This window comes from Nostoc sp. (genome assembly GCF_036918015.1).
In the GTDB taxonomy this organism is placed as follows: Bacteria; Cyanobacteriota; Cyanobacteriia; order Cyanobacteriales; family Nostocaceae; genus Nostoc.
Genome location: NZ_JBALEO010000008.1, coordinates 1 through 25,765 on the forward strand (window position 1 = coordinate 1; position 25,765 = coordinate 25,765).

Sequence of the window (25,765 nt, forward strand, 5' to 3'; positions counted from 1 at the left end):
CTTGATTTCTGATTTTTGAATTTTTTGGCTTTGCTTGTTTTCAACTCAGCTTCCCTGAGTCATTTTCTGCTTTTTAGTCTAAAGTCCAGTATTTATTTATTAAATTTTGTTGCGAGCGATTGTTTAATATAAAAGATTTTCCAAATACTGTGAAAAGTCAATCCTTGCCACAAGACCTAGATGCCAATTGGTGTTTTGCTTCGATGTTCTAGATAGCCAAGATCCGAACGGGTGCGTTCTCGTTTTTTCGCAACCCGTTTCTGACAACTTTTTCAAACTCAACAACTACGGCACTCATAATCATGAAAAAACTAGAAGGAAAAATTGCAGTCGTTACAGGTGCATCTAAAGGAATTGGTGCCTCTATTGCCAAACATCTGGCAGCCGAAGGTGCAGCAGTTGTCGTCAATTATTCATCTAGTAAAGAAGGAGCCGATCGCGTTGTCGCCGAGATTCTCAGCGAGGGCGGTAAGGCGATCGCAGTACAGGCAAATGTTGCAAAAAAGGCAGAGATTGAACATCTTTTTGCAGAGACGCAGCAGGTATTTGGCAAGCTGGATATCTTGGTCAACAATGCCGGAATTTATGAATTTTCCCCAATCGAAGACATCACTGAAGAGCATTTCCACAAGCAGTTCGATCTGAATGTGCTGGGATTAATCCTCACCTCACAACAAGGAGTAAAGCACTTCGGATCGGCGGGCGGCAGCATCATCAATATCAGTTCAATTGTTAGCACCCTTGCGCCCGCTAACAGCTCGATCTATAGCGCCACTAAAGCGGCTGTCGATGCCGTCACGAAGTCGCTAGCCAAAGAACTGGGTTCACGCAACATCCGTGTCAATTCCATCAATCCTGGTATGGTGGAAACGGAAGGCACGCACACAGCAGGAATAACCGAAGCCAAGAGCGAAGGCCGCCAACAGATTGAAGCGCAAACCCCCCTTGGCCGCATCGGACAGCCACAGGATATCGCACCTGCCGTTGTCTTCCTCGCGTCCTCTGATTCAGCATGGATCACCGGCGAAACGCTGTACATATCGGGTGGACTTCGCTAGGTGTTCGGCGTGGTTACTTTAGCTCAATAGACATCTGGTGAAATTAATGATGCGTTACCTGAAAACTTTGTAGAGACGTTATATTTAACGTCTCTACATTCATTGTGGGAGATGTCTTAAATCATTTTGAACTATTTTTTACATAAATCTAGGACTTGACTAGCCCTTTCAAGGTGACTCGAAAAATCTCTTTTTTTTCTCTGTGTTCTCTGTGACTCTGCGGTTTAAAAGTAATTTATTTAACCACAGAGGCGCAGAGAACACAGAGGTAAGAGATGAAAGAGAAATTTGTTGAACAAAATTTTTACCCACCTTGAAAGGGCTAGTTCTAAAATCTAATTTTCAGAATAATTATCGAATTTCTCATTTAGAGAAGGAAACCACTTTGCAAGAAGCGCTTTTAAATTGCAGCAGCGGGGAAATTGCTAAGTTCTGCACTTGCCGATCGATACCATCTCCCTGAATAATCACTTGGGAACGTGACTGAATTAATTCCTGTATTTGTGGGCAACCTAGAACAGAAGTCAATTCTGTTAAAGCAAAGAGAAATTCTGTGTTTAATTTATCTAACGATGGTCGCAATGTCTGGTTTAAGTCTGGCACGTTAGCAAAAGATTTAATGCCTTGCTTTTGCCAGTTTTGAAAATCAGCGGTTTGGATGAGTTTTCCTGCTTCTATTTGTGCTTGAAAAAATGCTGCAACTCTATCGGGTTCTAAATTATGGGTTGTAGCTTGTTGCCTAACCTTTAATAGTAACTCTTGTTCGCGCTTTAGATCCTCAATCGGACGTTTTTGATTCCATTTCCAACGGGCTACATCATGTGCAATTAACAATCGCTGCTGGATTAATTGTAGTAATTTATCTACAGGTCGTTGTTGTTCTGCCCCCGTAATAGCTTGGGGATTTACTAATTTTACTGACCCAGAGTTCTGGGCAGCGAAATATAATTTTAAATTTGCAGCAACTACTGTACTACTGAAAAAAAGCCCAAAGAAAATGATGATGACAAACAACAGTGGATGCTTTCTAAAAAAACTTAAATTCATCTCAAAAAGTTTATACACCTTGCTACTTAGTAGGAATTATCAGTAAATATATAGGAATACAGTATTTTTAATCTCAAACAAAATATCTCATAGTTACTGACAAAAAGCAAATTCCGGCTGATACGGGTATTGAGGAAATACATCATCAAGTTACCTCACCATGTTCGGAAAAGTAAATGTAATAAATCGCACAATAGATTTGCTAGTATGTACAATTCTTGACGGGTTAAGGTCATAAACAATTTGTCAATCAGTAATAGTTGGCAAGAATACACCTGGTTGTGCATTGATGAGATAGGTAGATGTAGAGCCGATTTCTTTGTTAAAGATGACTTTTCTCAGTACTGGCACAATTCACGCCTTGAGATTACAGCTTGAAATGAACTCTGCAAGAATTGCTATTTGCTGAGTAAATTGGGATATAGATGCGGAAAATTTTTCTGGGTAAACTTGACCAGCAAATGGTAATGAAAAACTATTATCAAGATTTTTTAATTCGTGATTGGGTGAAAAGCGATCGCACAAGAGCCGCTGAAGTCATCAGTTATGTATTATCAGAATACGGTCTGGCTTGGGAACCCAAGGGTGCTGACCAAGATGTGCTGCGAGTAGAGGAATGTTATTTAGCTACTGGGGGAGAGTTTTGGGTAATTGAACACCAAAGTCAGTTAGTAGGTACTGGAGCATACTACCCCATACACCGAGGCGAAAAAGCTGTAGAAATCCGCAAAATGTATCTTTTACCCAGCATCAGGGGTTTAGGATTGGGGAAATATTTGTTACAACAGCTAGAAGCAGCGATCGCAAAGCGTGGTTTTCAACACATTTGGATTGAAACCGCCAGTGTTTTGGTGGAAGCAGTCAAGCTGTATGAAAGCAACGGCTACACTCCAGCAACGGGAGTAGAAACCACAAGATGCGATCGCGTGTATGTTAAGTCATTAATCAAAGACTAATGACTAACGACTAATGACAAAGGACAATTCTAAATGCACGCTTGGATTAAAAATCTCACAGGCTTACTCAATCTTTTTCTCCAATCCCATTGCCCTCTATGTCAACGCGCAACTTCCCAAGAATTCTGTCAGAACTGCATCAGACAACTGCAAAAATGTCAACGTAAAGACCCGATTTCTCTATGGCAAGAGCCTATACCTGTGTTTGGCTGGGGGGAATATGGTGGCCCAGTGAAACGAGCGATCGCAGCGATGAAATACGAAAATCAACCCCAAATAGCTCGTCCTTTGGGTCAATGGTTAGGAGAAGCATGGTTGTTAAATTCACCGATGCGGGATAGCCAACCTGTAGTAGTTCCCATCCCACTCCACGCTAGCAAACAAAAACAACGTAAATACAATCAAGCCGCACTGATAGCAAAAAGCTTCTGCGAAATAACCGGATTAAAATTGAAACTAAACGGTTTAGCAAGAGTGCGAGAAACTGAAGCGCAGTTTGGTTTGTCGGTATCTAAACGAGAAAAAAACTTGAACCAAGCTTTTGCTATTGGGCAAGAATTTCGCCATCATCCTCCAAATGTCCCAGTGCTGTTAGTGGACGACATTTATACTACTGGTGCTACTGCCAGGTCCGCTGTGCAAACACTTCGTCAGTATGGAATTGTGGTCTTAGGATTAGTAGCTGTAGCCACTGCCGTCAAAGACGGATAAATTAAGAAGCAATAGGCAAGCTTTGACTAGATAAGTACATAAATTGACCGAATTACCCTATTTTTGTAGAAAAATTGCTTGAAATGTATGAATAAAGTTTTGGCGGCAGGTTTAAAACAACTGATCATCATTCCTGCCACATTGCTGGCAATAGGCATTAGTACCAGTGCAGCTTTTGCTCAAAATAAATTGTATAGTCCAATTCCTTTATCTAACAGTACTGAAATTGACGATCGCCTTTCGGATAAAGACATTCCTACAGGTCAAGGTGGATTTGCCCGTGATTACACTGTGAAGTTGCAGAAGGGCGAGAATTTAGCAGTTGACCTATCATCGGAAAACTTTGACAGTATTATCACACTGCTGGCACCTGATGGTTCGACTTTGGCAGAAAATGATGATGGCCCTGATGGTAGTAGCAATTCCTTACTATTTACTCGCATCGTAGAGACAGGGAATTATGTTATTCGTGTCCGGTCTTTTGGAGAAACTGGGGTTGGGGCTTTTAAACTCAAAGTGACAAAGTTGCAACCGATTAAATAGAGTGCTGAGTGCTGAGTGCTGAGTGCTGAGTGCTGAGTTAGGAGTTAGGAGTTAGGAGTTAGGATTTTTAACTCCTAACTTTTCACTCTAACTTCCTACAGTGGTCAATACGCAGAGAAATAAGGCTTCAGTCCACTCAACGACTGCGCCGTAGGTATCTCCGGTGTGTCCACCTAGTTTGTGGTTGAACCATGCACCAGTTAAAGTGGCGATCGCACTTCCAACAACTATCATTGTCAGTGCGAGATATAGCTGCTGTTTATCTATCAGCCAAAGTAAACCACTCAAACTAAACAACAATAACAATCCCGGTAACAAATCTTTGTAAGAACGAATGGCTTGTTTGTGAAATGCGCCTTTACCAGTTGCTTTCAGATAAGGATATCGAGCGATCGCTAGTTGCTGTCCCCAACGTCCCCAGCCACAAGCCGCCATCAGCAATAACCAACGGTTTTCTGGCATATCCGTCAAAGCTGTTATTTTCAGTATCACCAAGGCGATCGCAGCCATTGCTCCAAAGGCTCCTGTAGCACTATCTGCCATCACCTCCAATCGCCGATCTGGGTCGCCCACTGCTAAACCATCGGCAGTATCCATTGCCCCATCTAAGTGTAATCCTCCAGTTATGGCAATCCAAACACTTACTACCAAAGCACTACGAGTTAACACGGGCATCCCCAGATAATCCATCCCCGTATCCAGAAACCCTAAAATTCCCCCGATTATCAACCCAACAAGCGAAGCAAGATGTGCTACTCCCCGAAAGTCCAATCCGTTTAAATACGGCAGTGGAATCGTTGTGTAAAATATGATACTAGCTGCCAGCTTTAACAGCAACTTTTTCCACCACTGTTGCTGTTTCGTCATCTGAATTACATTAATTTTTGGTAAATTGCTGGATAATAGTCATAATTTCGGTACAACCGACATCAGTAGACTTTAAAACTTTAAATAAGATTTACTTCCATTAAACATTCTCGTTAAAAATTTTGTTATGCTGGTCTAAGTGGCAAATAAATAATTTTGGGTACTTTTTTATACAAAAACGAGTAACTTAGGAAGTTAAAATTCCATCAGGGAGCAAAATTTGTGTTTTGTATTCGTTAACTAAAAACTTACTCCAAATTATTAGACGATTGCCCCACAAAATTGATATTTTTTTAAATGTAGGGAGTAAACAAGCTATTCAATTATGACAGTTTAGCTATGTTATTGCTCTCCTTAGCTCAATCGCAATTTTCCTATGAGTCACCATCTACCCGACACCAGGATACCAGCTCCGTGCATTATTAATACGGGCATCATTGTGAATAAGCTCGACATCCGGCGATTGCTGGCAGATTTAGGTCGAGTCCACTACATCTACACCCAAGAAGATAAGGTACTGAGCGAGGGTGAAGGGGATGTGATGGAAGTTTTTGCCAATCCGCAAAGGTCTACCTTGGTGGCTAACCGCGCGCTATATCTGAATGTTTGTAGTTTTGATTACTTGGAACTAAAACAGTCGTCGCAACAAGAAACCTACTTCGATTTGATGCAAGAAGGAGTGTGTCTGCGGTTAATTCCCCGATCGACTCCTTTACAAGAGCGACGAGAGCGAGGCTTCAATGTCAGCGCCATAGAAGCGATGATGGAACAAGTACTTTCAGCCAGGTGGGATGCAGAAATTGACGATGACTGTTCTGATTCTTTCTAAATAGCAATTATTTAGAGTATATACTCGTAAAGTTGGTAACTAGGTTAGTAGTGAATGCTTAAGTGTTCGCTAAAACTCAATTACCAATTTTGATGTTTGGTCATAATTTAGCCAAATAATATTATTTTTGCCCTAATACCATTTGGTTTTATGGCTGCTAGTACAGCAAGGCAAAAGTCAAAAGTCAAAAAGCTTTCATTTTGGGCTTTCTGGCTGTAATAGACCTCTTGCAAAAGTCCCTAACACCCCACCCCCAACCCCTCCCCGCTTGCGGGGAGGGGAGACAAAGCACAGCTTTGGCGGGGTGGGGTTCTTTCTTATTTTTGATTTATGGAAGAGGTCTAATGAAATGATAGGTTTATTTCTGCTGCGTTGTACTAGTTATGGATTTCTGAAACTCTTTACCTATTAGTGTTTCACAATCCAAAATATAAAATCTAAAATTCCAAATGGCATGAGTGCGAATTTTTCTTTTCAATGTCTTGCTTGCTGTAGTCAAACCAAAGCTAGAGCAGGAGTGTTTTTCACCCCTCACGGTCTTGTAGAAACCCCCAGATTTATGCCAGTAGGAACGCTGGCAAATGTCAAAACTATCACCCCAGCCCAGCTACGAGAGACTGGGGCGCAAATGATCTTATCCAATACTTATCATCTTCACCTACAACCAGGAGAAGCGATCGTGGCTGGGGGTGGTGGGTTGCATAAATTTATGGGTTGGAACGGCCCAATGCTCACAGATTCGGGTGGGTTTCAGGTCTTTAGCTTAAGCGAGATGCGAAAAATTACTGAAGAAGGCGTAACTTTTCGCTCACCTCATGATGGAAGAATTATTAACTTAACACCAGAGCGCTCCATTGAGATTCAAAATACTTTGGGGGCTGATGTGATTATGGCCTTTGATGAGTGTCCGCCCTACCCAGCGACTCGCCAAGAGGTAGAAACTGCAACTGAGCGCACTTACCGCTGGTTAGAACGCTGTATAACAGCTCATCAACGCAGCGATCAGGCGTTGTTTGGGATTGTGCAAGGGGGCGTGTATTTGGATTTGCGTTGCCGTGCGGCGGAAGCTTTGGCTAAGTTGGATTTGCCGGGATATGCGATTGGTGGCGTGAGTGTGGGAGAACCGCCAGAATTGATGGCTGAGATTGTCAAAGTGACAGCACCGCTTTTACCCCCAGAAAAGCCGCGTTACTTAATGGGTGTGGGTACTTACCGGGAAATGGCGATCGCGATCGCATCTGGTATAGATTTATTTGATTGCGTCATTCCCACCCGTTGGGCAAGACATGGTACAGCGATAGTCCAAGGCGGACGCTGGAATTTAAAAAATGCTAAGTTTCGTGAAGATTTTACGCCATTAGATGAAACTTGCCCGTGCTACACTTGTCAAAATTTTAGCCGTGCTTACATATCTCATTTGGTGCGATCGCAAGAAATTTTGGCTTATACCTTGTTGAGCATTCACAACATTACCGAACTAATTCGCTTTACGCAAAAAATTAGGGAAGCAATATTGAGCGATCGCTTTGTTGCAGAATTTGGTCACTGGCTCACCGAAGAAAGGGGAGATGAGAAATCAATCGAGAGTGGAAGAGCAGAGGATTAATGACAAATGACAAATGACCAATGACCAATGACCAAACCATGTTAAGATACTTCTCAATTATGAAAGCTGTGTTGGATAGGTGGATTTAAACAAACATGGAAGCAGCACTTTTATTAGCAAAACTGCCAGAAGCTTACCAAATCTTCGATCCTTTGGTAGATGTTCTCCCAGTCATCCCGGTATTCTTCTTGTTGCTTGCTTTCGTTTGGCAAGCAGCTGTGGGATTTAGATAAGTTAATCTATTTTTCAATTTATAGGACAGGTAGACTACCTGTCCTATTTTTTTGTAGCATCGTATTTGATAAAGTTAATATTTATTAATATTTTGCAATGAATTCTTATAATAAATAAGATGTTAATACAAGCTATGTCAATATGAAGCCTTGAAAGCCAAGCTTACAGTCAAGGAGAAATCAGTTATGGGTAATATCAAATTCGTTAAAGAAAATAAAGAAGTAGTGGCAGCAGATGGTGCTAATCTCCGGCTCAAGGCGATACAAAATGACATTGATATATATACATTTATTGGTAAAATGACCAATTGCGGTGGTAATGGTCAATGTGGTACTTGCGTTGTGGAGATAGTCGAAGGACTAGAAAATCTTTCCCCCCGCACAGACGTAGAAAACCGAAAATTCAAGAAAAAGCCAGAAAATTACCGTCTTGCCTGTCAAACTTTAGTGAATGGCTCAGTCAGCGTAGTCACGAAGCCTTAAGTTCTCAAATCTGTCATGTATCCAGTCAGTAGTCAAAATACTTACCAAAATTGAGTTTCCTCTCTACGAGACGCTACGCGGACATTTTGAATACTTCGACAAGCTCAGTACAAGTTTTGAATTTTGAATTGGTATAACTCTGTCATCGATAATGCTATCCTAATGTTGTTGACTGGAAATTAAAGAGAGGTTTTCTTGCCATGCAAGTTAATGACCTGGGGTTCATAGCGAGCATTTTGTTCGTACTAGTCCCTGCCGTGTTTTTACTAATTCTTTACATCCAAACTGCTAGCCGCGAAGGTGGAAAAGATAGTTAAGAGTTTGTGTATAAAATAAATAACCCCTGCACCAATAGTGTAGGGGTTTTTATTTATCAACTATCAATTTAGTGCTGTTAGCGTAGCCTGTGCTGGGTGCTGAATAGTAAAGACGAGACAAATCTTACTTCCTTACTATTTTCTTACAACAATTATTATACTCAGCACTGTTTACTTTAAGCGATTGTCCGCGCTAACAATACCGGACAAGTGGCATTGACTCGAACATAGTCAGACAAGGAAGATCCGATGAGCCTATCTATATCAACAAAACTCTTAGCGATCGATGGACGACGATCTGGAGAACCGAGCAATAATAAGTCTATATTCAACTCTTCTGCCAATCGACAAATTTCTTCACCAGGTTTGCCACTGCTGATATAAGAACGAGATTGAATGCCTAGTTTTTCAGCTTCTGCAACTGCGGCTGCTAAAACTGGATTTTTGTCTGAGTTAACCTTGGTTATTTCCGATTTTTTACCACCTAAATCTGTACTAATATTTGCCAAAATTAACTCGCCACCCGGAATATCCCGAAGTAAAAACAGTGCCAATTTCAAGCAATTTTTTGCTGAGTCAGAGTTATCTATTGCCACCATAACTCGCTTAATTCTTTTAACATAAATGTCATCTTTTACCAGCAGCATGGGGCGAGAAGATAGCTGAAAAACATACTGACTGACTGAGTTCGATAAAATCGATTGCAGTCGCTTCAGTCCGCGTGAACCCATAATAATCAAGTCAGCGTCGATTTCATCAGCTACTTGGCAAACCACATCTTTGGGATCGCCTTCACGCAAAATTGAAGAAACTTGGCTAGGATCTAAGTTCAAAGTTTGAATAGCATTCGCCAGAATTTTACCCCCATTTTCCCATTTACTTGTCATAGTAGCAGCAGCATTTTGTGCTTGAACAACATGCAAAATCGTAACTTTTGCAGATTGAATTGAAGGGATTTCTTTCAGGGTTTTGAGCATTTCTTCTGCGTGTCCCAATCCCGATACAGCCAGCAAAATTCTTCTGATCATCTTACGTAATTTTTGTGAAGTTTACTTTTGTTTTCGCTGTTGGTACTTGGCTTTGGTCGGATTTTTACCACCTTGTTTGACAGCCTAGTTAGTAAGTTGGCACAAATAAACTTTATTTTTTAGTATTTAACACTCAAACAAATGGCAAAGGATAAAAAACTAAACAAATGTTTAAGTTTGTTTGCACTTAGTCACTTAAACTTTCAACTAGACTTCAACTATTCAGCATACTCTCAATTTAGTCTGATGAACTTAATAAATTATGATGTCAGTTATTATTTTTAATCTATGTTTACTTTTGTTAATTAGAAGTTAGTTAAGTATTGCAAATAAATCCCAAAATAATTCTATAGTAAGATTGATTCAGTATAAGCTTTAATAGGCGAACGCTTCCCACTTGAATAGTCTACACTCCACCTGAATTTTTCATATCCTCCGCCTTTTTTAAGTCTTTTGTAGTTTTGGGAACTCAGATAGCATTGCTATATCCGAACATTCGCAAAATGTGGGATAAAAACATCTGAATTAGGATATTGTTATGGTCGAAATTATATTTAATATTATATTGAAACCCTCCAAATAGAATCTGGAGGGTTTGTTTGATTGGTTATGAGATTTGCTTAATTTAGATGTGCCCCTGGTTGTCCGTTTTGGACTACAAAGGAAGTTAGGGTTTTGACTGAGGCATTTATATCAACGATGCTTGATACAACGCGATAGTCACTTTGCCAGCGTTTTGGAGTCAGGTTGCAGCGGACGTATCCTCGGTAAGCACCGTCAAAGAACTTAGTATGGGGATTATTAATTAGGGCTGCTTGAGATGGAGCGATGAATGAGGTGGGAAAGTCAGAGGTAATTGAAGTTCCTACGAACTCAGTACCTACCGTCGGTGAGTTTGGGTTATTAAAGTCAAGCTTTAGGTCGTGTACCCAACTAGAATGGATGTCTCCACTAATTACCACTGGATTAGAGGGTTGGCGCTGGTTGAGAAAACTCAAAAGCCGGTTACGTGCAGCTACGTAACCGTCCCACTGATCCACATTGAAGACACCGACACCTGGACTACTATTGAAATTGTACTCGGCTAGCATGGTCTGTTGAGCAATCACATTCCAGCGCGATCGCGATTGGTCTAAGCCTTTTCGTAGCCACTGCTCTTGTTCTAAGCCTGTCATCGTAGCATTTGTATCAAAAACTTGGGCACAGCGAGGCTTCAGTCCATCGTCACAAGGTTGATTAGTGCGGTACTGCCTCGTATCTAATACATTAAACTCAGCTAAATTACCGAATGTGAACCGTCGATAAAGCAGCGCGTCTGGGCCTTTGGGCAATGAAGACTGACGCAGCGGCATGTGTTCGTAGTAAGCCTGATACGCATTGGCTCGCCGTTTTCTAAAAGCCTCTTGGGTTTGGTTGTCTTCCGGGATTAAGTTGGCGTAGTTGTTGTCAACTTCATGATCGTCCCAAGTGACAATCCAGGGAAAAGCCGCATGAGCAGCTCGAAGATTTGGGTCAGTTTTGTACAGGGCGTGGCGATCGCGGTAGTCTTTAAGAGTGATAATTTCTGGACTATTATGCTGGCGGGGCCCACCAGATTGTGGCCCGTATTCATAGATGTAGTCACCTAAATGAACCACAAGGTCAAGATTTTCCTCAGCTAAATGCCGATAAGCCGTATAGTAGCCATTTTGCCAGTCTTGACAGGAGACAAAAGCAAAGTTCAGTTGTTGGATATAGCTATAAGATGCTGGTGCAGTACGAGTCCGTCCAATGGGGCTAACTTCCTTACCTACTTGAAATTGATACCAGTACCAACGGTCAGGGTTTAGCCCACGGACATCAACGTGGACTGAGTGTGCTAACTCTGGTGTCGCTAGTACTGTTCCTCGCCGCACAACCTGTTTCATGTTTTCATCAAGGGCGACTTGCCACCGCACTGGAACATTTACTAATGGCATTCCACCTCCAGAGAGTGGATTTGGAGCCAGTCGTGTCCAGATAACAACACCATCCGGTAAAGGATCGCCAGAAGCAACACCAAGACTGAACGGATAGCCAGAAAACCTTGAGTTAGCCAATACCGGATGCCATTGGCTAGCGATTGTTAACCCTGTTAAGAATCCTGCACCCAACAAAAAATCCCGCCGTCTGCAACGATTTGCTAGCAGGCGCGTACCATCCATAAGTTCCATATTCACCCCTTCCCAGATGTAAATACAGTTGGCAAATTTTAGGAGGGTCAATTGCCAAAAGCACAAATAATGGCTTGATTTGACTTGTTTCCTAATTGCTGCTCAACCAAACACAAGGAACCTACCAAACCAGGATCAAGTAGAAATTAAGATTTTGTTAAGTTTAAAATTGAATTAGGGGATTGGGCATTGAAACTAGAAGAAATTTGTGGAAAATTTTGACCCACCACCAAAATAGTAAAGAATTTATGACAGTTAACAATACAGATTTGGGAGGGATTGAAAGAGTTAAGCAATTACTGGTGCATGGAAAGGTTGAACAAAAAATTGATGCCCTTCTAGATGCTTTTGAGTATGGGGAAGCTGGCTTAGACTTGATTATTGAAGCTTTAAAAAACTCAGAGGTTAATGTTCAAGAAGCAGCTTATTGGCTACTTCAGGAAAGTACAGAACCAAGAGCTAAACTGGCATTACAGGCATACAACCCCTATTTATTTTTTGAGTATCTTTTTACTATTGAAAGGTATACAGATGAAGTTCGCAGTATAGCTTGTGTAGATATAAGCCAAGAGTTGCAAACCGTAGTTACTTGTAATTATAACAACATAATTCAAGTGTGGAATATGCAAACACAACAAGTAATATGCACATTCCAGCCAGAAGCAACGAAGAAATTTGATCAAATCGCGATTGCACCCAACAATAGCGTTTTAGGACTTTGGAATTGTAATGATTATGCTGAAGTGTGGGATCTAAAAACAAAAGAAAAAATCTTCACTACACATCGGCGCTCAGATTGGTTTTGGTATATTGCCTTTAGCCCAGATGGTCAATCATTTTTAAATGCTGTTGACGGAGAAATTTTTGAATTGTGGGATATACAAGTAAAAGGAATAATTTCCTATATTTATATGTCTGATCTGGGTCATAATTTTATCTATTCAAATTCGCAAGTTTTAGTAACTCAAGAAAAAGATTTTGACCAAAAATATAAAATATGGGATTGGCAAACACAACAAGTAATTTGCACCTTAAGCCTTTCAGGGTATATGCCTGTAATTACTGTCAGCCGCGATCAACGCTTTTTATTTAGTGGTAGTCGAGAAAATGGAATTATCAAAGTGTGGAGTATTCTTACAGGACATGAACTTTGTAGTCTCACAAGCCATTCATCGCCAATTACTCGCCTTGCAATTAGCTCAAATGGACAGAGACTATTTATTTGGAGTGGAGACAGCACCGTTGAGGTGTGGGGGATTTAATTATTCAAGGTGATTTGAGATAGTTTTACTTCAAAATTCAGAATTCTACTGGATAAATTACGAATTATTTAAAACCTACCATTTCCCTGAACAATGTGCTTAACGGTGGTCAAGGTTTCCAGGCTGATAAATCCTCGGCGATGACCTTTTTGATTAGACATACCGAGAAATACTGAATCTCCCCGCGAAGGGTTGCGGGAAAAACGCGGGGAAGTATTGATGTAGGTAGAAGCACTGTTAACTCCTAAAGCAAACTGCCGACTTTCCTGGTAAGATTCAGTCACGATAGAGTCAGCATGACCACTGCTGTATTCATTAATCCAAGCGATCGCAGCCTCTAAGCTATCCACTAGTTTAAAAGCTACTGTCCTCGTTAAATAAGGGTTTCCCCATTCGCCTTCTTTTACCAGCTGCAACTGGGGAAAGGCTTGGACTAGTTCTGCATCCCCTTTAATTTCAAAGCCTTTTTCCATCAAGCTGTTCCATAAAACTGCTAAAGAGGATGGCAAGGCTTGACGATGAATTAGTACTTTTTCAATGGCGTTGACTTGATCGGGTTCACTTTGATGGCTATTAAGAATCATCAAGCGCACCATTTCTAAGCTACTATTCAGCGACCAATAAAGGTAACAATTACCCATCGCCGACTTTAAAACTGGGCAAGTTGACTGTCGGACTACCTGCTGCACTAAGCTAGAACGTCCGTAGGGAATCACTAAATTCACGTACTGGTCTTGGGTAACTAGATCCCGAACTGAAGCACCATGTTCTGCTGTGATCAGTTCTAGACAGCCCGGAGCTAGTCCAACTTCTGCGATCGCATTTTGCAGTGCCTCAGCGATAGCGGCGTTGGAATGGCTAGCTTCGGTACTGCCTTTGAGAATTATACAATTACCAGTTTTGATACAAAAACCCGCTGCGATCGCCCCTAAATCGGGAAACGCCTCATAAATAAATCCAATCACTCCCAAAGGCATTAACTGGGTGTAACTCTGGGAATCTTCTAGTTGATAATCAGCGGTTCTAACGCGTCGCAGCGGATCTGATAATTCCCCCAACCGTTTTAAAATGTCTACTGTCATCTCTAGCCTGGTGGGAGTCAGCTTCAGCCAGTCCAATATCAATTCAGGCACTGCCATTTCCCGACTGGCTTCTAAATCCAAGGTATTGGCTTCTAGAATGTCGTCAAATGAGCGCTCAATCGCCTGTGCCATTGCCAATACTGCACGACTCCGGTCTGCTCCCTTTGTGATCCCCAACTTTAGGGAAGCTTGATAGGCTCGTTGGGCACTAGTAATCGGTTCGGGGTGGTCATCCAATTCAACAGTCATTGAGTTAACGTCTGTAGGTAAGCCAGACCATTAGTGCTGGTAAGATAGCCAATAGCACCGCCACCATTGCCCAAGCAATAATGCTGGAACCATTTGCCAATCGCAGTGCTAATGGCAGCCATATAATCACTAGCACGAAAATAATCCCCAGCGCTATAGGCAAATAGCTTTCTCCCAAGCGGGGATGGACAACATGCCAACTATTTCCCATCCAACGCCAAGCCCGTTTGTAGGGATAGGTGGTGGAAAGCTGTTCTAGGACATGACCATTATCTTCTACAACAAAGATTTGCTGACAGCGATCGCAACCAAATGCTTCTGTCAGTGTAATCGGAATTAACTGACCCCGGCGACGACAGGGACAGGGGTATTCGGTATTGAAATCGATTTTTTCGGGTTTTTGAGATTGCACAAGCGTTCTAATAACTTGAGCGTGTTTTACACGAACTGCGAGAATATAATGCCTTAGAGGCTTCTGTCTTTATATACATAGAAAGGTGATACAAACATTGCCCTGATTAAAAATAGTAGATGCCGCTAACTTTAAGTATACTAGTTGCCAAATTAGTACAGAGTTATCTATTTGTAATCTTTCCCCATAGCTGGCGATCTTGTTTAAAAATTTCCTTCTCTTCATCTGTCGCTTTTAAGGTAATGTGGTTGCGTTTTTGGGGATTTATTATGCTGACACACCTGGTACAATTTTAAGCATAGGTGGCAACCACTCCTAAAGCAAATCCTTTGGGAAGGCTACGCTCGTAAACAACACACATCAACAAACCCGCTAATTTCTCTTTGGGTCACTGTCACTATATATTACTATCAGTTCTCAAGGTTAGATCGGCATTATGTCCAATATCTATTCCTTGGAGTTTACAAGTGTTTATAGAGCAGGAATTACTAAAATATCTATTGTAGTGTGTAACTCTTTGTCCAAACATATAGATTGTGGCTAGTTTTTACTCACCTGTCCACATTCTGCGCAGTTTACAAGAGTGCAGAGCTAATATACGAACACTTCAACGCACCCTAAAAACACTAAACCTCTTGGAATTGTTAAATTCAAGAGGTTTTAGTTGGAAGCGGGTGACGCGATTCGAACGCGCGACATTCACCTTGGCAAGGTGACGCTCTACCACTGAGCTACACCCGCAATCAATTGCCATATATCAATATCTCAGATTTATCTGTAATTGTCAACCCCTTAATATGGTCATTAGTCATTCGTCATTGGTCATTAGTCATTCGTCATTGGTCATTAGTCATTCGTCATTGGTCATTGGTCATTAGTCATTCGTCATTGGTCATTAGTCATTAGTCATTGGTCATTGGTCATTGGTCATTAGTGAATAACAAAGGACAAAGGACAAATGACTAATGACTAACTAGCCGAGTTCTTCTGACTCCAAAGTTAAATTGCCAACGCTGGCACTTGGAAAAGCGGCTGGCAAAGACTGGCTATTACGAGAATATGGCTCTGCCAAGTTAGAACGCAGTTGCCGCATCAGGCTAGCCATTTCTAAGGCATTCAGGGCGTAATCCCAGCCATGATTACCTTTTATGCCTGCCCGTTCTAAGGCTTGCTGCATAGTATCTACTGTCAAAATGCCAAAAATTACTGGCACTCCAGTTTGAAAACTAGCGGCGGCAATGCCTTTAGAAACTTCGGCGGATACGTAATCAAAATGGGGTGTTTGTCCTCGAATGACTGCGCCAAGACAAATTACAGCATCATAACGATGGGAAAGTGCTAATTGGCGAGCTACTAAAGGTACCTCAAAACTTCCCGGAACCCAAACATAGTCCACCTGATTACCTTGGGGATTAGGGTCTACACCGTGGCGTTTTAAACAATCTTGACATCCCTCTAGCAGCTTTCCGGTAACGAGGTCATTGAATCGACCAATCACCACTGCAAACCGCAAAGGCTCCGTTTGGGTAAAAGTTCCCTCGAAAACTGCCATGACTGCCTCTTAATCAACTATACTTCTGGCCACTATACATTTTTTATTTAAATGTAGAGGAGCAGAAAAGCGCGATCAAAATAAAGTTAGTAGGAAAAAGAAAAAATTCCTTGTTTCCCTTAACCTTTGACCTTGGTTTTCTGCTCCTCTAGTTCTTATATTATGTGCCTGCGCCAGAGCGAAGCCGTCGCCTAAACGACAAAAAAGTTTAACAAACCAACTAAAAACACCAAACCAATCCAGACCCCAGAACCAACCCAGAGCAGTTTTTTAGATTCATTCCAGTTTTGGGGAGTGGCATAAGCAACCGGAACGCCCACAACCAGGACAAAAGACAACACTACTAGACCTATCAAGGCAAATTGGAATATTATGGTCATTTTTACTTCTCCCAATACAGCGAAATACTAAGGATAGAATATCCTAAAGGGCGACACTGACACTTTCTTATTATTTTTAAGCTAGCAGAAATTGCAACATTTTAGTCATTTGTCCTTTTGTCTAAGTACTAATGACTAATGGCTAATTGAAGTATGGATTTAATTCTTTGCCACACAACAGCAGATTTTGACGCATTAGGAGCGGCGGTAGGGTTAACACGCTTATTACCAGGAAGTAAGATTGTGCTGACTGGTGGTTCTCACCCTCCTGTAAGAGATTTTCTAGCATTGCATCGGGATGAATATCCGCTGATTGAACGTCGTTCGGTGAATCCAGAAAAAATTCGTTCTCTGACTGTGGTGGATACACAACAGCGCGATCGCTTGGGTAAAGCTGCTGAGTGGTTAGATTTACCCAATCTGAGAGAAATTATAGTTTATGACCATCACTTAGGGCAAGAATCAGATATTCCCGCCACGCGATCGCATATTTCTTCAGTAGGAGCTACCACAACTCTCATCGTGGAGCAATTGCAACAACAGCAAATTTCGCTCACTCCTGCTGAAGCAACTGTGATGGCTTTGGGTATCCACGTTGACACTGGCTCCTTAACGTTTGACCAGTCCACACCACGGGATGCTTTAGCTTTGGCTTGGTTGATGCAACAAGGAGCCAGTTTATCAGTAATTTCTATTTACCGTGACCCTGGCTTGTCTTTGCAATTGCAGCAGCTATTAACTGAGGCGTTGGAAAATTTAGAATATCTTTGTCTACGCGGATATACGGTTGCTTGGGTAACTCTAAAAACCGAGTCTTTTGTGCCGGGGTTGTCGAGTCTGGCATCGGAACTCGTAGAAATAACCGAAATTGATGCTCTACTGTTGGCTAATGAGTATTCTTTAGGTGAAGAGGATTCACGCTTAACTGTAATTGGGCGATCGCAAATTCCCAAAACGAATCTTAACCTATTATTCCAACCATTGGGAGGCGGGGGTCATTCGCAAGCCGCATCGCTAAATTTAAGGGGAGTTGATTCACAAGCAATATTAAAACAACTCCTTGATGGGATAAAAGCGCAAATTCCCCATCCCCCCACCGCGAGGGATTTGATGTCTTCTCCTGTCCGCACGATTCTGCCTGAAACCACAATTGCCGAAGGCCAGCGCATTTTATTACGCTATGGACACTCTGGTTTATCTGTAGTCGATACTCAAGGGCAACTAGTAGGCATTATTTCGCGCCGAGATATTGATATCGCCTTACACCACGGCTTTAGTCATGCGCCAGTCAAGGGCTACATGACAAGAAATCTTAAAACAATTACACCAGATACAACACTGCCACAAATTGAGTCGCTAATGGTGACTTATGATATCGGACGCTTACCAGTATTGGAAAATGAGCAGTTAGTTGGTATTGTCACTCGTACTGATGTCTTGCGGGAATTACATCAGGAAAGGGATGAAAACGGAGGAGGGGGAGAGGAGGAGAGACAGAAAAGTAATATTAATCTCCCGCAATTGCAAAATAAACTTGCTCCTCAGTTATGGCAATTACTCACCATCGCATCGCAAGAAGCAGAAAAACGGGGTTGGCATCTTTATCTTGTCGGGGGTGCGGTGCGGGATTTGCTATTAGCGGAAGCAACATCAGACACTTTGATGATTAAAGATATTGACTTAGTAGTTGATGGCTTTCACAAATCAGCAGATGTTGGCGCTGGTGTGGAACTAGCAAAAGCACTCCAACAACTTTACCCTGCGGCTCGTTTAGAAATCCACGGGGCTTTTCAAACTGCTGCTTTGTTGTGGCACAAAGACCCAGAATTAGATTCTCTTTGGGTAGATATTGCCACGGCTAGAACAGAGTTTTATCCTTATCCAGCGGCAAATCCAGAAGTTGAGGCGAGTTCCATTCGTCAAGACTTGTATCGTAGAGATTTTACCATTAATGCGATCGCCTTGCGCCTGACTTCCCCTCGTACTGGTGAGTTACTCAATTTTTTTGGTGGATTACTCGATTTACAAGCTAAACAAATTCGAGTTTTACACGCCAACAGCTTTATAGAAGACCCCACCCGCATTTACCGTGGCGTGCGCTTTGCTGTGCGCTTCGGGTTTCAGATAGAACCGCAAACTGAAGAGTTTATCCGCTATGCAATCAACAGTGGTGTTTACGATCGCACTGCTCAAGAGAATAGCAGAACTCCAGCCCTGCAAACGCGACTGAAAACAGAATTAAAACACATCCTAGAAGCCCCCTACTGGAAATCAGCTTTACAGTTACTCGATAACTTAGGGGCATTGCAATGCATCCATCCTAGCCTGAAGCTAGATGTGGAAGTCCTACAACAATTACGTTTACTAGAACGCTGTTTGCGGCGATTTGACCCGCAACCAACCCTTATCCATTGGGAAATGCGCTTAGAAACGTTAATCGCCTATTTAGAACCACAATATCGGGCGAAAGTAGCAAAAAATCTGCAACTCCAAGAAGATGGCATTAAACGCTTGCAAAACTTGGCTTCTGCCCAAACTGAGATGATGGAATCTTTGCCTAAATGTCAAAGTCCCAGTCAAGTAGTACAGCTGTTGCGAAAGTACGATTTACCAATCCTGATTTTAATCGCTGTGCAAAGTCCGCGATCGCTTAGACATCAGATTTGGGAATATTTAACTGTTTGGACTAATGTGCAGCCACTATTGAATGGTAATGATTTAAAGAAACTTGGTTACAAACCAGGGCCTCAATATCGGCAGATATTAGATGATATGCTTGCTGCTACCTTGGATGAAATAATTAAAGATAAGACTGAAGCTGAGGAATTTTTAGCGCAACACTATCCTAAATGAAATAGCTCTGGTCTAAATTGTATCTAGATCGATATTTAACTCCCGCAGTTTTGCTGCTAAACGTTCAGCCTTTTGTTCGGCTTGTTCAGCTTTTTGTTCGGCTTGTTCAGCCTTTTGTTCGGCTTGTTCTGCCGTTTCTTCCGGTGTTGGTACTAGTTGCCCATCTCGTGTAAAAAATCGCAATAAACCTTCATAAACTCCCAAATATAACCCTAGCTGATGACTCCACAAATATCCTTGTTCACTTGCTTGTAGAGGTTGATATTCTCCATCTACTAAATGAAATCCCGCAAATTCTTGTGTGTAAGGGTCAAACCAAAAATAATCGGGTGTGCGGAAGGTATCTTGATAAATTGTTTTCTTTAAACCTTTATCAGTATTAGCTGTTGAGTTAGACAAAATTTCTAGAATTACATTCGGATATTTGCCATCTTCTTCCCAGACTACCCAACTTTTACGGGTTTTACGTTCAGTTCCCAGCACAACAAAAAAGTCTGGTCCTCGGAAGTATTCTGATTTGCGTTGGCGCGGACTGTAGTAGATAGTCAGATTTCCCGCCGCATAGAAATCATTTCTATCTCGCCACAACCATTCCAGACACGTTAAAAGTAGGATTATTTGCCGTAAATGCAGTTCGCTTTCCAAGGGAGGTTCGTCACTATATAAATCACCAGGGGGAAATATAACATCTTGGCAGATGCCTTCTTGAGAATCTAATTCTTGAGCAATGGTCATAGAATGGATAGGGCATCAAGTAGTTATCAATTTATTTTAGCAGTGTTGTAGTTAGCGATCGTGTAGCGTACCGTAGGTAATCGCCTATTTTTAGGGTAAGGGTAAATAAACTATTCTGTCTTGATATTCATCGTCTTCTGATGCCAAAGCAACTATTATAAGTTCTTCTATATTTTCACCAATAATAAAACTGCTGTAAGTCTTTCTAGTAGGGCTGGGGAGTGTGGAAATAGAAAAAGCGATCGCCTCCTCGCTTTCCGAAATTCCTTCGTGCTACACTGTAGTCAATATCAAACCTCATCACAACTCCAATGAGATAGCAGAAATGAAGTAGTACCAAACACCTGTTGCATGAAAGCAACAAATGTCAACGAAGAATAAACGCAACTAGTTTGACAGGGTTACTTCACATAGTCATGTACTAAAAATATTGTCATCACTCCTATCTACATAGAACCGCTTGACGATTCTCTGCGGCTAGTTTTTTTGTGTCTAATCTACCCGCAGCTTTTGTAAATACGCGGGTGGAATTTTGCGAATTGAGGTTTGAAAATAATGCCGAAAAAATCAATATTGGTAGCTGAGAATTTAGCCTATAATCTCAGCTTAGACAGAACTTTATTTCAAGGGGTTCATGTGAATATCGACGCGGGCGATCGCATCGCTTTGGTTGGTCGCAACGGGGTAGGAAAATCAACCCTACTCAAGATACTTGCAAGTCAACTCAGCCCCAATACAGGCTCAGTTTTGCGTCATGGTATGGTCTATTATTTGCCACAAATCAGCACTATCAGACAAGAAATTACAGCAGAGACAGAGCTTAATTTTTTGATTTCTATCTCTGATGAATGGTGGAATATTGAGGAGACTTTACAAACACAATTCCACACAAATATTGACCTGTCACTACCAATTACTAACTTGAGTGGTGGAGAACTTACTAAACTATTTCTGGCAATCGGTTTAGCTCAAAAACCAAACTTGCTATTACTTGATGAGCCAACAAATCACATGGATTTGCCAGCGTTAGAAAGCTTAAAGCAGTTTCTTCAAGATTTTGCAGGTGCTTTTGTAATTGTCTCGCATAAGCCTTTTTTCCTAGACCAGGTGACAGATGTAACCTGGGAACTTACACCTGCTGGCGTGAAAATATATGGCGGTAATTTCTCACACTATCGAGAACAGAAAGAAATCGAGTTAGAGGTAGCATTGCGATCGCACGAAGCCGCCAGAAAGGAACTCAAGCGTACCCAAGCCACAGCTATGCAAGAACAGCAACGCGCAGCCCAATCTAGTCGCAACGGTCGCGCCAAGTTTCTCAATGGTAGTATTGATAGAATGGCAGCAGGACTGATTAAAACCAAAGCTGAGGCTTCTACCGGAACTGCGAAGAAGAAACATGAAGCAGCAGTAGTAAAGGCTAATCAAAAGGTTGCAGAGACAAAGGTCAAAACTACCAAAGTCACGAGTATTCAGCTAGAAGAAAAAAATCAAAAACACCGAAATCTAATTAATATCCAGGGTGCGAATCTTAGGATATCAGAGCGTCTATTGATTCAAAATATTCAACTGCATATATCATCTGGCGATCGCATAGCCATTATCGGCGCAAACGGTTCTGGTAAGTCGAGTCTGGTAAAGGCAATTTTGGGGATGGAAAACCAAACAGCGGTTTTAGAATCAGGTGAGGTTTTACTCGCACCAGCGATGAAAGCTGTATATCTCGATCAAACCTACGAATTGGTCAATCGCCAACGCACAATTCTGGAAAATATGCAAGCTGCCAATCCGAATCTCAGCTATCAGCTTTTGCGTCAACAGTTGGGACACTTTCTCTTTAAATATGATGACGTGCAGAAAAGCGCCTCTGTGCTGAGTGGGGGTGAATTGGCAAGATTAGCGATCGCTATGATCAGTATCTCAGAAATCGATCTACTGATTCTCGATGAACCAACTAATAACCTGGATATTGAAACCGTTGAACAAATGGTAAGAGGTATCAATGATTACCAAGGAGCTATTTGGGTAATTTCCCACGATATCGATTTCCTCAGCCGGATTAATATTACCCAAGGTTTCAAATTGAGCGAACAAACTTTGCAAAGGACGACTTATTTACCTAGTACACCAGAGCAATATTATCGAGAGTTGCTGGAATGCGATCAATAAAGCGATCGCCTCATGTAAATTTCTAGCTCAACAATAGAAGCCGCAAAGCATACAGGCAAGTTATAATTCTCTTGCGGTGCAACGTAACAAAAATTTATGAGTAATCCCCTTGTGCAAGCCTTTTTCGTAGGCAGAGCGGTAGCAGAAGTAGTTAATGAGCGTTTAGAGGTCGCCTTGACCGATGCTTTGAGCGATCTGGGCAAATTTGATGCAGAAGCTAGAGAGCAGCTGCGCCAGTTTACAGAAGAAGTCCTAGAGCGGGCAAATCGGGCAGCAGAATCAGCTAATGTTGGTCAAGCTACTGCAAGTACTGGGCAAGCCAGTTCTGATTCCGGTGACTTGCAAGCAGATATTGACGAATTAAGAGCAGAAATTGCCCTGTTACGAACAGAATTGCAACATTATCGCCGAACTTCTGCATAATTTTAGTCATTAGTCATTGGTCAAAAACTATGCACGAATGGCAAAGGACAAATGACAAAGGACAAATGACACTTAAGAAAGAACAGTTTAGGAATCAGAGTGTCTTTTCTTCCAAGTGATTCGGTCGCAAACCAACGGTAAACAAAGTATATGGAACAAGGTTATTCAGAGAAGGCATACCGTTGGAATCGGGAAAAATACTCTAGCAAACGGCGTTTTGTGGACATTTGGTCTTTTGTCTTGACCTTATTGTTCAAACTTTGGCTATACAACAAATCTTGGAGTTATCCAGGTGGTGTGACTGATGTAAAGCAAGCCGCAAGACGCAAAACCCAAGCGGTCTGGATTCGCAATACCCTACTAGATTTAGGGCCAACCTTTATCAAAGTTGGGCAACTGTTTTCTACCCGTGCTGATATATTCCCTGGTGAATATGTAGAAGAACTAGCCAAGTTACAAGACAAAGTACCGGCATTTAGCTATGAGCAAGTAGAAGCGATCGTTGAGAAAGAACTAGGCAAGAAAATTCCTGAACTCTTCCATAATTTTGAACCTATTCCCTTAGCTGCTGCTAGCTTGGGGCAAGTACACAAAGCTATACTACATAGTGGAGAATCAGTTGTTGTCAAGGTGCAACGTCCTGGACTCAAGAAGTTATTTGAAATAGATTTACAGATTCTCAAAGGAATTACCCGCTACTTTCAAAACCATCCCAAATGGGGACGGGGACGAGATTGGTTGGGTATTTACGAAGAATGTTGTCGCATTCTTTGGGAAGAAATTGATTATCTTAACGAAGGTCGTAACGCCGATACTTTTCGCCGGAACTTTCGCGGCTACGATTGGGTGAACGTCCCCAGAATATACTGGCGTTACGCTACTTCCAGAGTGCTGACTTTAGAATATCTTCCTGGAATTAAAATTAGCCAATACGAAGCTTTAGAAGCAGCGGGTTTAGATCGAAAAGCGATCGCTCGTCAAGGCGCTCAAGCCTACTTACTACAATTACTCAATAGTGGCTTTTTCCACGCCGATCCTCACCCAGGCAATATTGCCGTTAGTGCGAGTGGTGCTTTAATATTCTACGATTTCGGGATGATGGGGCGGATTAAAGCCAACGTCCGCGAAGGATTGATGCAAACACTGTTTGGTATTGCTCAAAAAGATGGCGATCGCGTTGTGCAATCTCTGATCGATTTAGGTGCGATCGCCCCAACTGATGATATGGGGCCAGTGCGGCGTTCCGTCCAGTATATGCTGGACAATTTCATGGATAAGCCCTTTGAAAACCAATCAGTCGCGGCAATCAGTGACGACCTTTACGAAATAGCTTATAATCAGCCATTTAGATTTCCAGCAACTTTCACTTTTGTGATGCGAGCCTTTTCTACCCTAGAAGGGGTAGGCAAAGGCTTAGATCCAGAGTTTAACTTTATGGAAGTTGCCAAACCGTATGCAATGCAACTTATGACCGATATGAATGGTTCTGAGGGGAATAGCTTTCTTAACGAATTAAGTCGCCAAGCAGCTCAGGTAAGTAGTACCGCCTTTGGTCTACCACGTAGATTAGAGGATACACTGGAGAAGCTAGAGCAGGGAGATATGCGCTTGCGCGTTCGGTCTATAGAAACCGAACGCTTGCTGCGGAGACAGAGTAGTATTCAGCTCTCAATAAGCTATGCTCTGTTAATCAGCGGTTTCACGCTTTCAGCTACTATTTTAGTGGTTAAGGATTATGTATGGTTGGCACTGCTGCCTGGTTTAATTGCAGCGGCGCTTTCAGCGATGATGATCCGATTACTTTTACGCCTCGACCGTTACGATCGTATGTATTAATTGTTGCAAAAAAATTATGAAACTTAATTTCACGGGTTTTAGCGATCCGGGACTTATTCGTTCTAATAATCAGGATGCTTACTATATAGACCCAGAAGGGCGGTTTTTTGTCGTCGCCGATGGCATGGGTGGTCATGCTGGAGGTGAAGAGGCAAGTCGGATTGCCACTGGAGAAATTCAGGCGTATTTGGTAGCAAATTGGGAAACTTCCAAGTCATCTCAAGAGTTGCTAGAGCAAGCTTTGTGGGGTGCCAATGAAGCAATTTTGCAGGATCAACAAAATCATCCCGAACGCGCCGATATGGGGACAACAGTTGTAGCAGTGATTTTTCGCTCTCCAGAGTCGCCTTGGTGCGCTCATGTTGGCGATTCACGGCTGTATCGTTTCCGAGAGTCGCACTTAGAACAGGTAACGGAAGACCACACTTGGGTAGCACGAGCAATCAAAATTGGTGACATCACCTTAGATGAAGCACGATTACATCCTTTTCGCCATGTATTATCGCGCTGTTTGGGGCGCGAAGACTTGCATCAAATTGATGTGCAACCACTAGATGTAAAAGTTGGCGATCGCTTGCTTTTATGTAGTGATGGTCTTACAGAAGAACTTGTCGAGCAGAAGATTGCTAATTGCCTCCAAGATAGTCCTTGGCTTGATAAAGCCGCCATCTCTCTTGTTGAGGCTGCCAAAGAGCATGGAGGGCACGATAACATCACAGTTGTCATCGTCTCGCTTGAAGAAAATAGTCATTAACCCTGTTTTGTCACTCTCGGAAAACAATAATCGAAGCAAGATTCTGAAACTTTTATTGAGTCAAGCTTTGAGCCTTTATTGTATAACAGTAAATGAAATTTATAGCTCAAACCTGAAAATTAAAGCTCTGAAAGGCTTTCAGTGATTGGCTTCTCCCAAAGTGATAAAAGAGGGTTAATCATTAGTCG

At 42.0% G+C, this 25,765-nt stretch carries 24 protein-coding genes and 1 tRNA gene; 15 read left to right on the forward strand and 10 right to left on the reverse strand.

Annotated features, from left to right (window positions below):
• Positions 1 to 302: 302 nt before the first annotated feature.
• Positions 303 to 1,058: an SDR family NAD(P)-dependent oxidoreductase gene (locus V7K61_RS01385; RefSeq protein ID WP_335050282.1), complete on the forward strand. Its 756-nt coding sequence runs from the start codon at positions 303 to 305 to the stop codon at positions 1,056 to 1,058.
• Positions 1,059 to 1,421: 363 nt separating this feature from the next.
• Here the strand turns inward: V7K61_RS01385 and aroQ are convergent, their stop codons facing one another.
• On the reverse strand, positions 1,422 to 2,105 hold the full coding sequence (aroQ, locus tag V7K61_RS01390) for a gamma subclass chorismate mutase AroQ (RefSeq protein WP_335050284.1): 684 nt from the start codon (positions 2,103 to 2,105) through the stop codon (positions 1,422 to 1,424).
• Between the two features lie 467 nt (positions 2,106 to 2,572).
• Between aroQ and V7K61_RS01395 the strand changes: the two genes are divergently transcribed.
• The 3 genes from V7K61_RS01395 (at position 2,573) to V7K61_RS01405 (ending at position 4,315) form a co-directional block, all read left to right on the forward strand.
• Positions 2,573 to 3,061, forward strand: a complete 489-nt coding sequence (locus V7K61_RS01395) for a GNAT family N-acetyltransferase (RefSeq protein ID WP_335050337.1) — start codon at positions 2,573 to 2,575, stop codon at positions 3,059 to 3,061.
• Positions 3,062 to 3,094: 33 nt separating this feature from the next.
• Entirely contained in the window at positions 3,095 to 3,772 is a 678-nt protein-coding gene (locus V7K61_RS01400; RefSeq protein WP_335050286.1) for a ComF family protein, read from the forward strand.
• 87 nt (positions 3,773 to 3,859) lie between these two features.
• On the forward strand, positions 3,860 to 4,315 hold the full coding sequence (locus V7K61_RS01405) for a PPC domain-containing protein (RefSeq protein WP_335050288.1): 456 nt from the start codon (positions 3,860 to 3,862) through the stop codon (positions 4,313 to 4,315).
• Positions 4,316 to 4,402: 87 nt separating this feature from the next.
• Here V7K61_RS01405 and cobS read toward each other — a convergent pair whose 3' ends face one another.
• A complete protein-coding gene (cobS, locus tag V7K61_RS01410; RefSeq protein ID WP_335050290.1) occupies positions 4,403 to 5,182 on the reverse strand; it encodes an adenosylcobinamide-GDP ribazoletransferase in 780 nt (259 codons plus the stop codon).
• 376 nt (positions 5,183 to 5,558) lie between these two features.
• On the opposite strand from cobS, the gene V7K61_RS01415 reads away from it, so the two are divergent.
• From V7K61_RS01415 to psbM, 5 genes are all read left to right on the forward strand, one after another.
• Positions 5,559 to 6,011 carry a hypothetical protein gene (locus tag V7K61_RS01415; RefSeq protein WP_335050292.1) on the forward strand — a complete coding sequence of 151 codons (453 nt, stop codon included), beginning with the start codon at positions 5,559 to 5,561 and terminating at the stop codon, positions 6,009 to 6,011.
• Between the two features lie 454 nt (positions 6,012 to 6,465).
• The gene (gene tgt, locus V7K61_RS01420; RefSeq protein WP_335050294.1) at positions 6,466 to 7,617 is read left to right on the forward strand and encodes a tRNA guanosine(34) transglycosylase Tgt; all 1,152 of its coding nucleotides are present in this window, start codon (positions 6,466 to 6,468) and stop codon (positions 7,615 to 7,617) included.
• A gap of 95 nt (positions 7,618 to 7,712) precedes the next feature.
• Positions 7,713 to 7,850, forward strand: a complete 138-nt coding sequence (locus V7K61_RS01425; protein WP_006195022.1) for a photosystem II reaction center protein K — start codon at positions 7,713 to 7,715, stop codon at positions 7,848 to 7,850.
• 186 nt (positions 7,851 to 8,036) lie between these two features.
• A complete protein-coding gene (locus tag V7K61_RS01430; protein WP_334844240.1) occupies positions 8,037 to 8,333 on the forward strand; it encodes a 2Fe-2S iron-sulfur cluster-binding protein in 297 nt (98 codons plus the stop codon).
• 200 nt (positions 8,334 to 8,533) lie between these two features.
• Complete coding sequence (gene psbM, locus V7K61_RS01435; RefSeq protein WP_084227279.1) at positions 8,534 to 8,650, forward strand: photosystem II reaction center protein PsbM; 117 nt, start codon at positions 8,534 to 8,536, stop codon at positions 8,648 to 8,650.
• A 176-nt stretch (positions 8,651 to 8,826) separates the two neighbouring features.
• On the opposite strand, the gene V7K61_RS01440 is transcribed toward psbM, so the two are convergent.
• Positions 8,827 to 9,678, reverse strand: coding sequence for a universal stress protein (locus V7K61_RS01440; protein ID WP_335050296.1), 852 nt, complete (start codon positions 9,676 to 9,678; stop codon positions 8,827 to 8,829).
• Positions 9,679 to 10,298: 620 nt separating this feature from the next.
• Positions 10,299 to 11,870: an alkaline phosphatase D family protein gene (locus tag V7K61_RS01445; RefSeq protein WP_335050298.1), complete on the reverse strand. Its 1,572-nt coding sequence runs from the start codon at positions 11,868 to 11,870 to the stop codon at positions 10,299 to 10,301.
• 248 nt (positions 11,871 to 12,118) lie between these two features.
• Here V7K61_RS01445 and V7K61_RS01450 point away from each other — a divergent pair, with 248 nt between their 5' ends.
• Positions 12,119 to 13,132, forward strand: coding sequence for a WD40 repeat domain-containing protein (locus V7K61_RS01450; RefSeq protein WP_335050300.1), 1,014 nt, complete (start codon positions 12,119 to 12,121; stop codon positions 13,130 to 13,132).
• Between the two features lie 68 nt (positions 13,133 to 13,200).
• Here the strand turns inward: V7K61_RS01450 and V7K61_RS01455 are convergent, their stop codons facing one another.
• From V7K61_RS01455 to psbZ, 5 genes are all read right to left on the reverse strand, one after another.
• Positions 13,201 to 14,463, reverse strand: coding sequence for a glutamate-5-semialdehyde dehydrogenase (locus V7K61_RS01455; RefSeq protein WP_335050302.1), 1,263 nt, complete (start codon positions 14,461 to 14,463; stop codon positions 13,201 to 13,203).
• A gap of 4 nt (positions 14,464 to 14,467) precedes the next feature.
• Complete coding sequence (locus V7K61_RS01460) at positions 14,468 to 14,875, reverse strand: hypothetical protein (RefSeq protein WP_094348002.1); 408 nt, start codon at positions 14,873 to 14,875, stop codon at positions 14,468 to 14,470.
• 669 nt (positions 14,876 to 15,544) lie between these two features.
• Positions 15,545 to 15,616, reverse strand: a tRNA-Gly gene (locus V7K61_RS01465).
• Between the two features lie 232 nt (positions 15,617 to 15,848).
• Positions 15,849 to 16,427: a 6,7-dimethyl-8-ribityllumazine synthase gene (gene ribH, locus V7K61_RS01470; protein WP_334717150.1), complete on the reverse strand. Its 579-nt coding sequence runs from the start codon at positions 16,425 to 16,427 to the stop codon at positions 15,849 to 15,851.
• Positions 16,428 to 16,618: 191 nt separating this feature from the next.
• On the reverse strand, positions 16,619 to 16,807 hold the full coding sequence (gene psbZ, locus V7K61_RS01475; protein WP_099103014.1) for a photosystem II reaction center protein PsbZ: 189 nt from the start codon (positions 16,805 to 16,807) through the stop codon (positions 16,619 to 16,621).
• A 153-nt stretch (positions 16,808 to 16,960) separates the two neighbouring features.
• Here psbZ and V7K61_RS01480 point away from each other — a divergent pair, with 153 nt between their 5' ends.
• A complete protein-coding gene (locus V7K61_RS01480; protein WP_335050305.1) occupies positions 16,961 to 19,660 on the forward strand; it encodes a CBS domain-containing protein in 2,700 nt (899 codons plus the stop codon).
• Positions 19,661 to 19,672: 12 nt separating this feature from the next.
• On the opposite strand, the gene V7K61_RS01485 is transcribed toward V7K61_RS01480, so the two are convergent.
• Entirely contained in the window at positions 19,673 to 20,395 is a 723-nt protein-coding gene (locus V7K61_RS01485) for a Uma2 family endonuclease (protein ID WP_335050307.1), read from the reverse strand.
• A gap of 555 nt (positions 20,396 to 20,950) precedes the next feature.
• Here V7K61_RS01485 and abc-f point away from each other — a divergent pair.
• The 4 genes from abc-f to V7K61_RS01505 all read left to right on the forward strand — a co-directional run bounded on the left by abc-f (position 20,951) and on the right by V7K61_RS01505 (position 25,577).
• A complete protein-coding gene (gene abc-f, locus V7K61_RS01490) occupies positions 20,951 to 22,564 on the forward strand; it encodes a ribosomal protection-like ABC-F family protein (protein ID WP_335050309.1) in 1,614 nt (537 codons plus the stop codon).
• Between the two features lie 96 nt (positions 22,565 to 22,660).
• Positions 22,661 to 22,987, forward strand: coding sequence for a DUF6825 family protein (locus V7K61_RS01495; protein ID WP_335050311.1), 327 nt, complete (start codon positions 22,661 to 22,663; stop codon positions 22,985 to 22,987).
• A gap of 150 nt (positions 22,988 to 23,137) precedes the next feature.
• Positions 23,138 to 24,823, forward strand: coding sequence for an ABC1 kinase family protein (locus V7K61_RS01500; protein ID WP_335050313.1), 1,686 nt, complete (start codon positions 23,138 to 23,140; stop codon positions 24,821 to 24,823).
• A gap of 16 nt (positions 24,824 to 24,839) precedes the next feature.
• Positions 24,840 to 25,577: a Stp1/IreP family PP2C-type Ser/Thr phosphatase gene (locus V7K61_RS01505; RefSeq protein ID WP_099101680.1), complete on the forward strand. Its 738-nt coding sequence runs from the start codon at positions 24,840 to 24,842 to the stop codon at positions 25,575 to 25,577.
• Positions 25,578 to 25,765 lie beyond the last annotated feature (188 nt).

What these genes read in the sequence shown, in the direction of transcription:
- V7K61_RS01385 (WP_335050282.1), top strand. Translation starts at nt 303, where the DNA reads ATGAAAAAACTAGAAGGAAAAATTGCAGTCGTTACAGGTGCATCTAAA.
- aroQ (WP_335050284.1), bottom strand. Translation starts at nt 2,105, where the DNA reads ATGAATTTAAGTTTTTTTAGAAAGCATCCACTGTTGTTTGTCATCATC.
- V7K61_RS01395 (WP_335050337.1), top strand. Translation starts at nt 2,573, where the DNA reads ATGAAAAACTATTATCAAGATTTTTTAATTCGTGATTGGGTGAAAAGC.
- V7K61_RS01400 (WP_335050286.1), top strand. Translation starts at nt 3,095, where the DNA reads ATGCACGCTTGGATTAAAAATCTCACAGGCTTACTCAATCTTTTTCTC.
- V7K61_RS01405 (WP_335050288.1), top strand. Translation starts at nt 3,860, where the DNA reads ATGAATAAAGTTTTGGCGGCAGGTTTAAAACAACTGATCATCATTCCT.
- cobS (WP_335050290.1), bottom strand. Translation starts at nt 5,182, where the DNA reads ATGACGAAACAGCAACAGTGGTGGAAAAAGTTGCTGTTAAAGCTGGCA.
- V7K61_RS01415 (WP_335050292.1), top strand. Translation starts at nt 5,559, where the DNA reads ATGAGTCACCATCTACCCGACACCAGGATACCAGCTCCGTGCATTATT.
- tgt (WP_335050294.1), top strand. Translation starts at nt 6,466, where the DNA reads ATGAGTGCGAATTTTTCTTTTCAATGTCTTGCTTGCTGTAGTCAAACC.
- V7K61_RS01425 (WP_006195022.1), top strand. Translation starts at nt 7,713, where the DNA reads ATGGAAGCAGCACTTTTATTAGCAAAACTGCCAGAAGCTTACCAAATC.
- V7K61_RS01430 (WP_334844240.1), top strand. Translation starts at nt 8,037, where the DNA reads ATGGGTAATATCAAATTCGTTAAAGAAAATAAAGAAGTAGTGGCAGCA.
- psbM (WP_084227279.1), top strand. Translation starts at nt 8,534, where the DNA reads ATGCAAGTTAATGACCTGGGGTTCATAGCGAGCATTTTGTTCGTACTA.
- V7K61_RS01440 (WP_335050296.1), bottom strand. Translation starts at nt 9,678, where the DNA reads ATGATCAGAAGAATTTTGCTGGCTGTATCGGGATTGGGACACGCAGAA.
- V7K61_RS01445 (WP_335050298.1), bottom strand. Translation starts at nt 11,870, where the DNA reads ATGGAACTTATGGATGGTACGCGCCTGCTAGCAAATCGTTGCAGACGG.
- V7K61_RS01450 (WP_335050300.1), top strand. Translation starts at nt 12,119, where the DNA reads ATGACAGTTAACAATACAGATTTGGGAGGGATTGAAAGAGTTAAGCAA.
- V7K61_RS01455 (WP_335050302.1), bottom strand. Translation starts at nt 14,463, where the DNA reads ATGACTGTTGAATTGGATGACCACCCCGAACCGATTACTAGTGCCCAA.
- ribH (WP_334717150.1), bottom strand. Translation starts at nt 16,427, where the DNA reads ATGGCAGTTTTCGAGGGAACTTTTACCCAAACGGAGCCTTTGCGGTTT.
- psbZ (WP_099103014.1), bottom strand. Translation starts at nt 16,807, where the DNA reads ATGACCATAATATTCCAATTTGCCTTGATAGGTCTAGTAGTGTTGTCT.
- V7K61_RS01480 (WP_335050305.1), top strand. Translation starts at nt 16,961, where the DNA reads ATGGATTTAATTCTTTGCCACACAACAGCAGATTTTGACGCATTAGGA.
- V7K61_RS01485 (WP_335050307.1), bottom strand. Translation starts at nt 20,395, where the DNA reads ATGACCATTGCTCAAGAATTAGATTCTCAAGAAGGCATCTGCCAAGAT.
- abc-f (WP_335050309.1), top strand. Translation starts at nt 20,951, where the DNA reads ATGCCGAAAAAATCAATATTGGTAGCTGAGAATTTAGCCTATAATCTC.
- V7K61_RS01495 (WP_335050311.1), top strand. Translation starts at nt 22,661, where the DNA reads ATGAGTAATCCCCTTGTGCAAGCCTTTTTCGTAGGCAGAGCGGTAGCA.
- V7K61_RS01500 (WP_335050313.1), top strand. Translation starts at nt 23,138, where the DNA reads ATGGAACAAGGTTATTCAGAGAAGGCATACCGTTGGAATCGGGAAAAA.
- V7K61_RS01505 (WP_099101680.1), top strand. Translation starts at nt 24,840, where the DNA reads ATGAAACTTAATTTCACGGGTTTTAGCGATCCGGGACTTATTCGTTCT.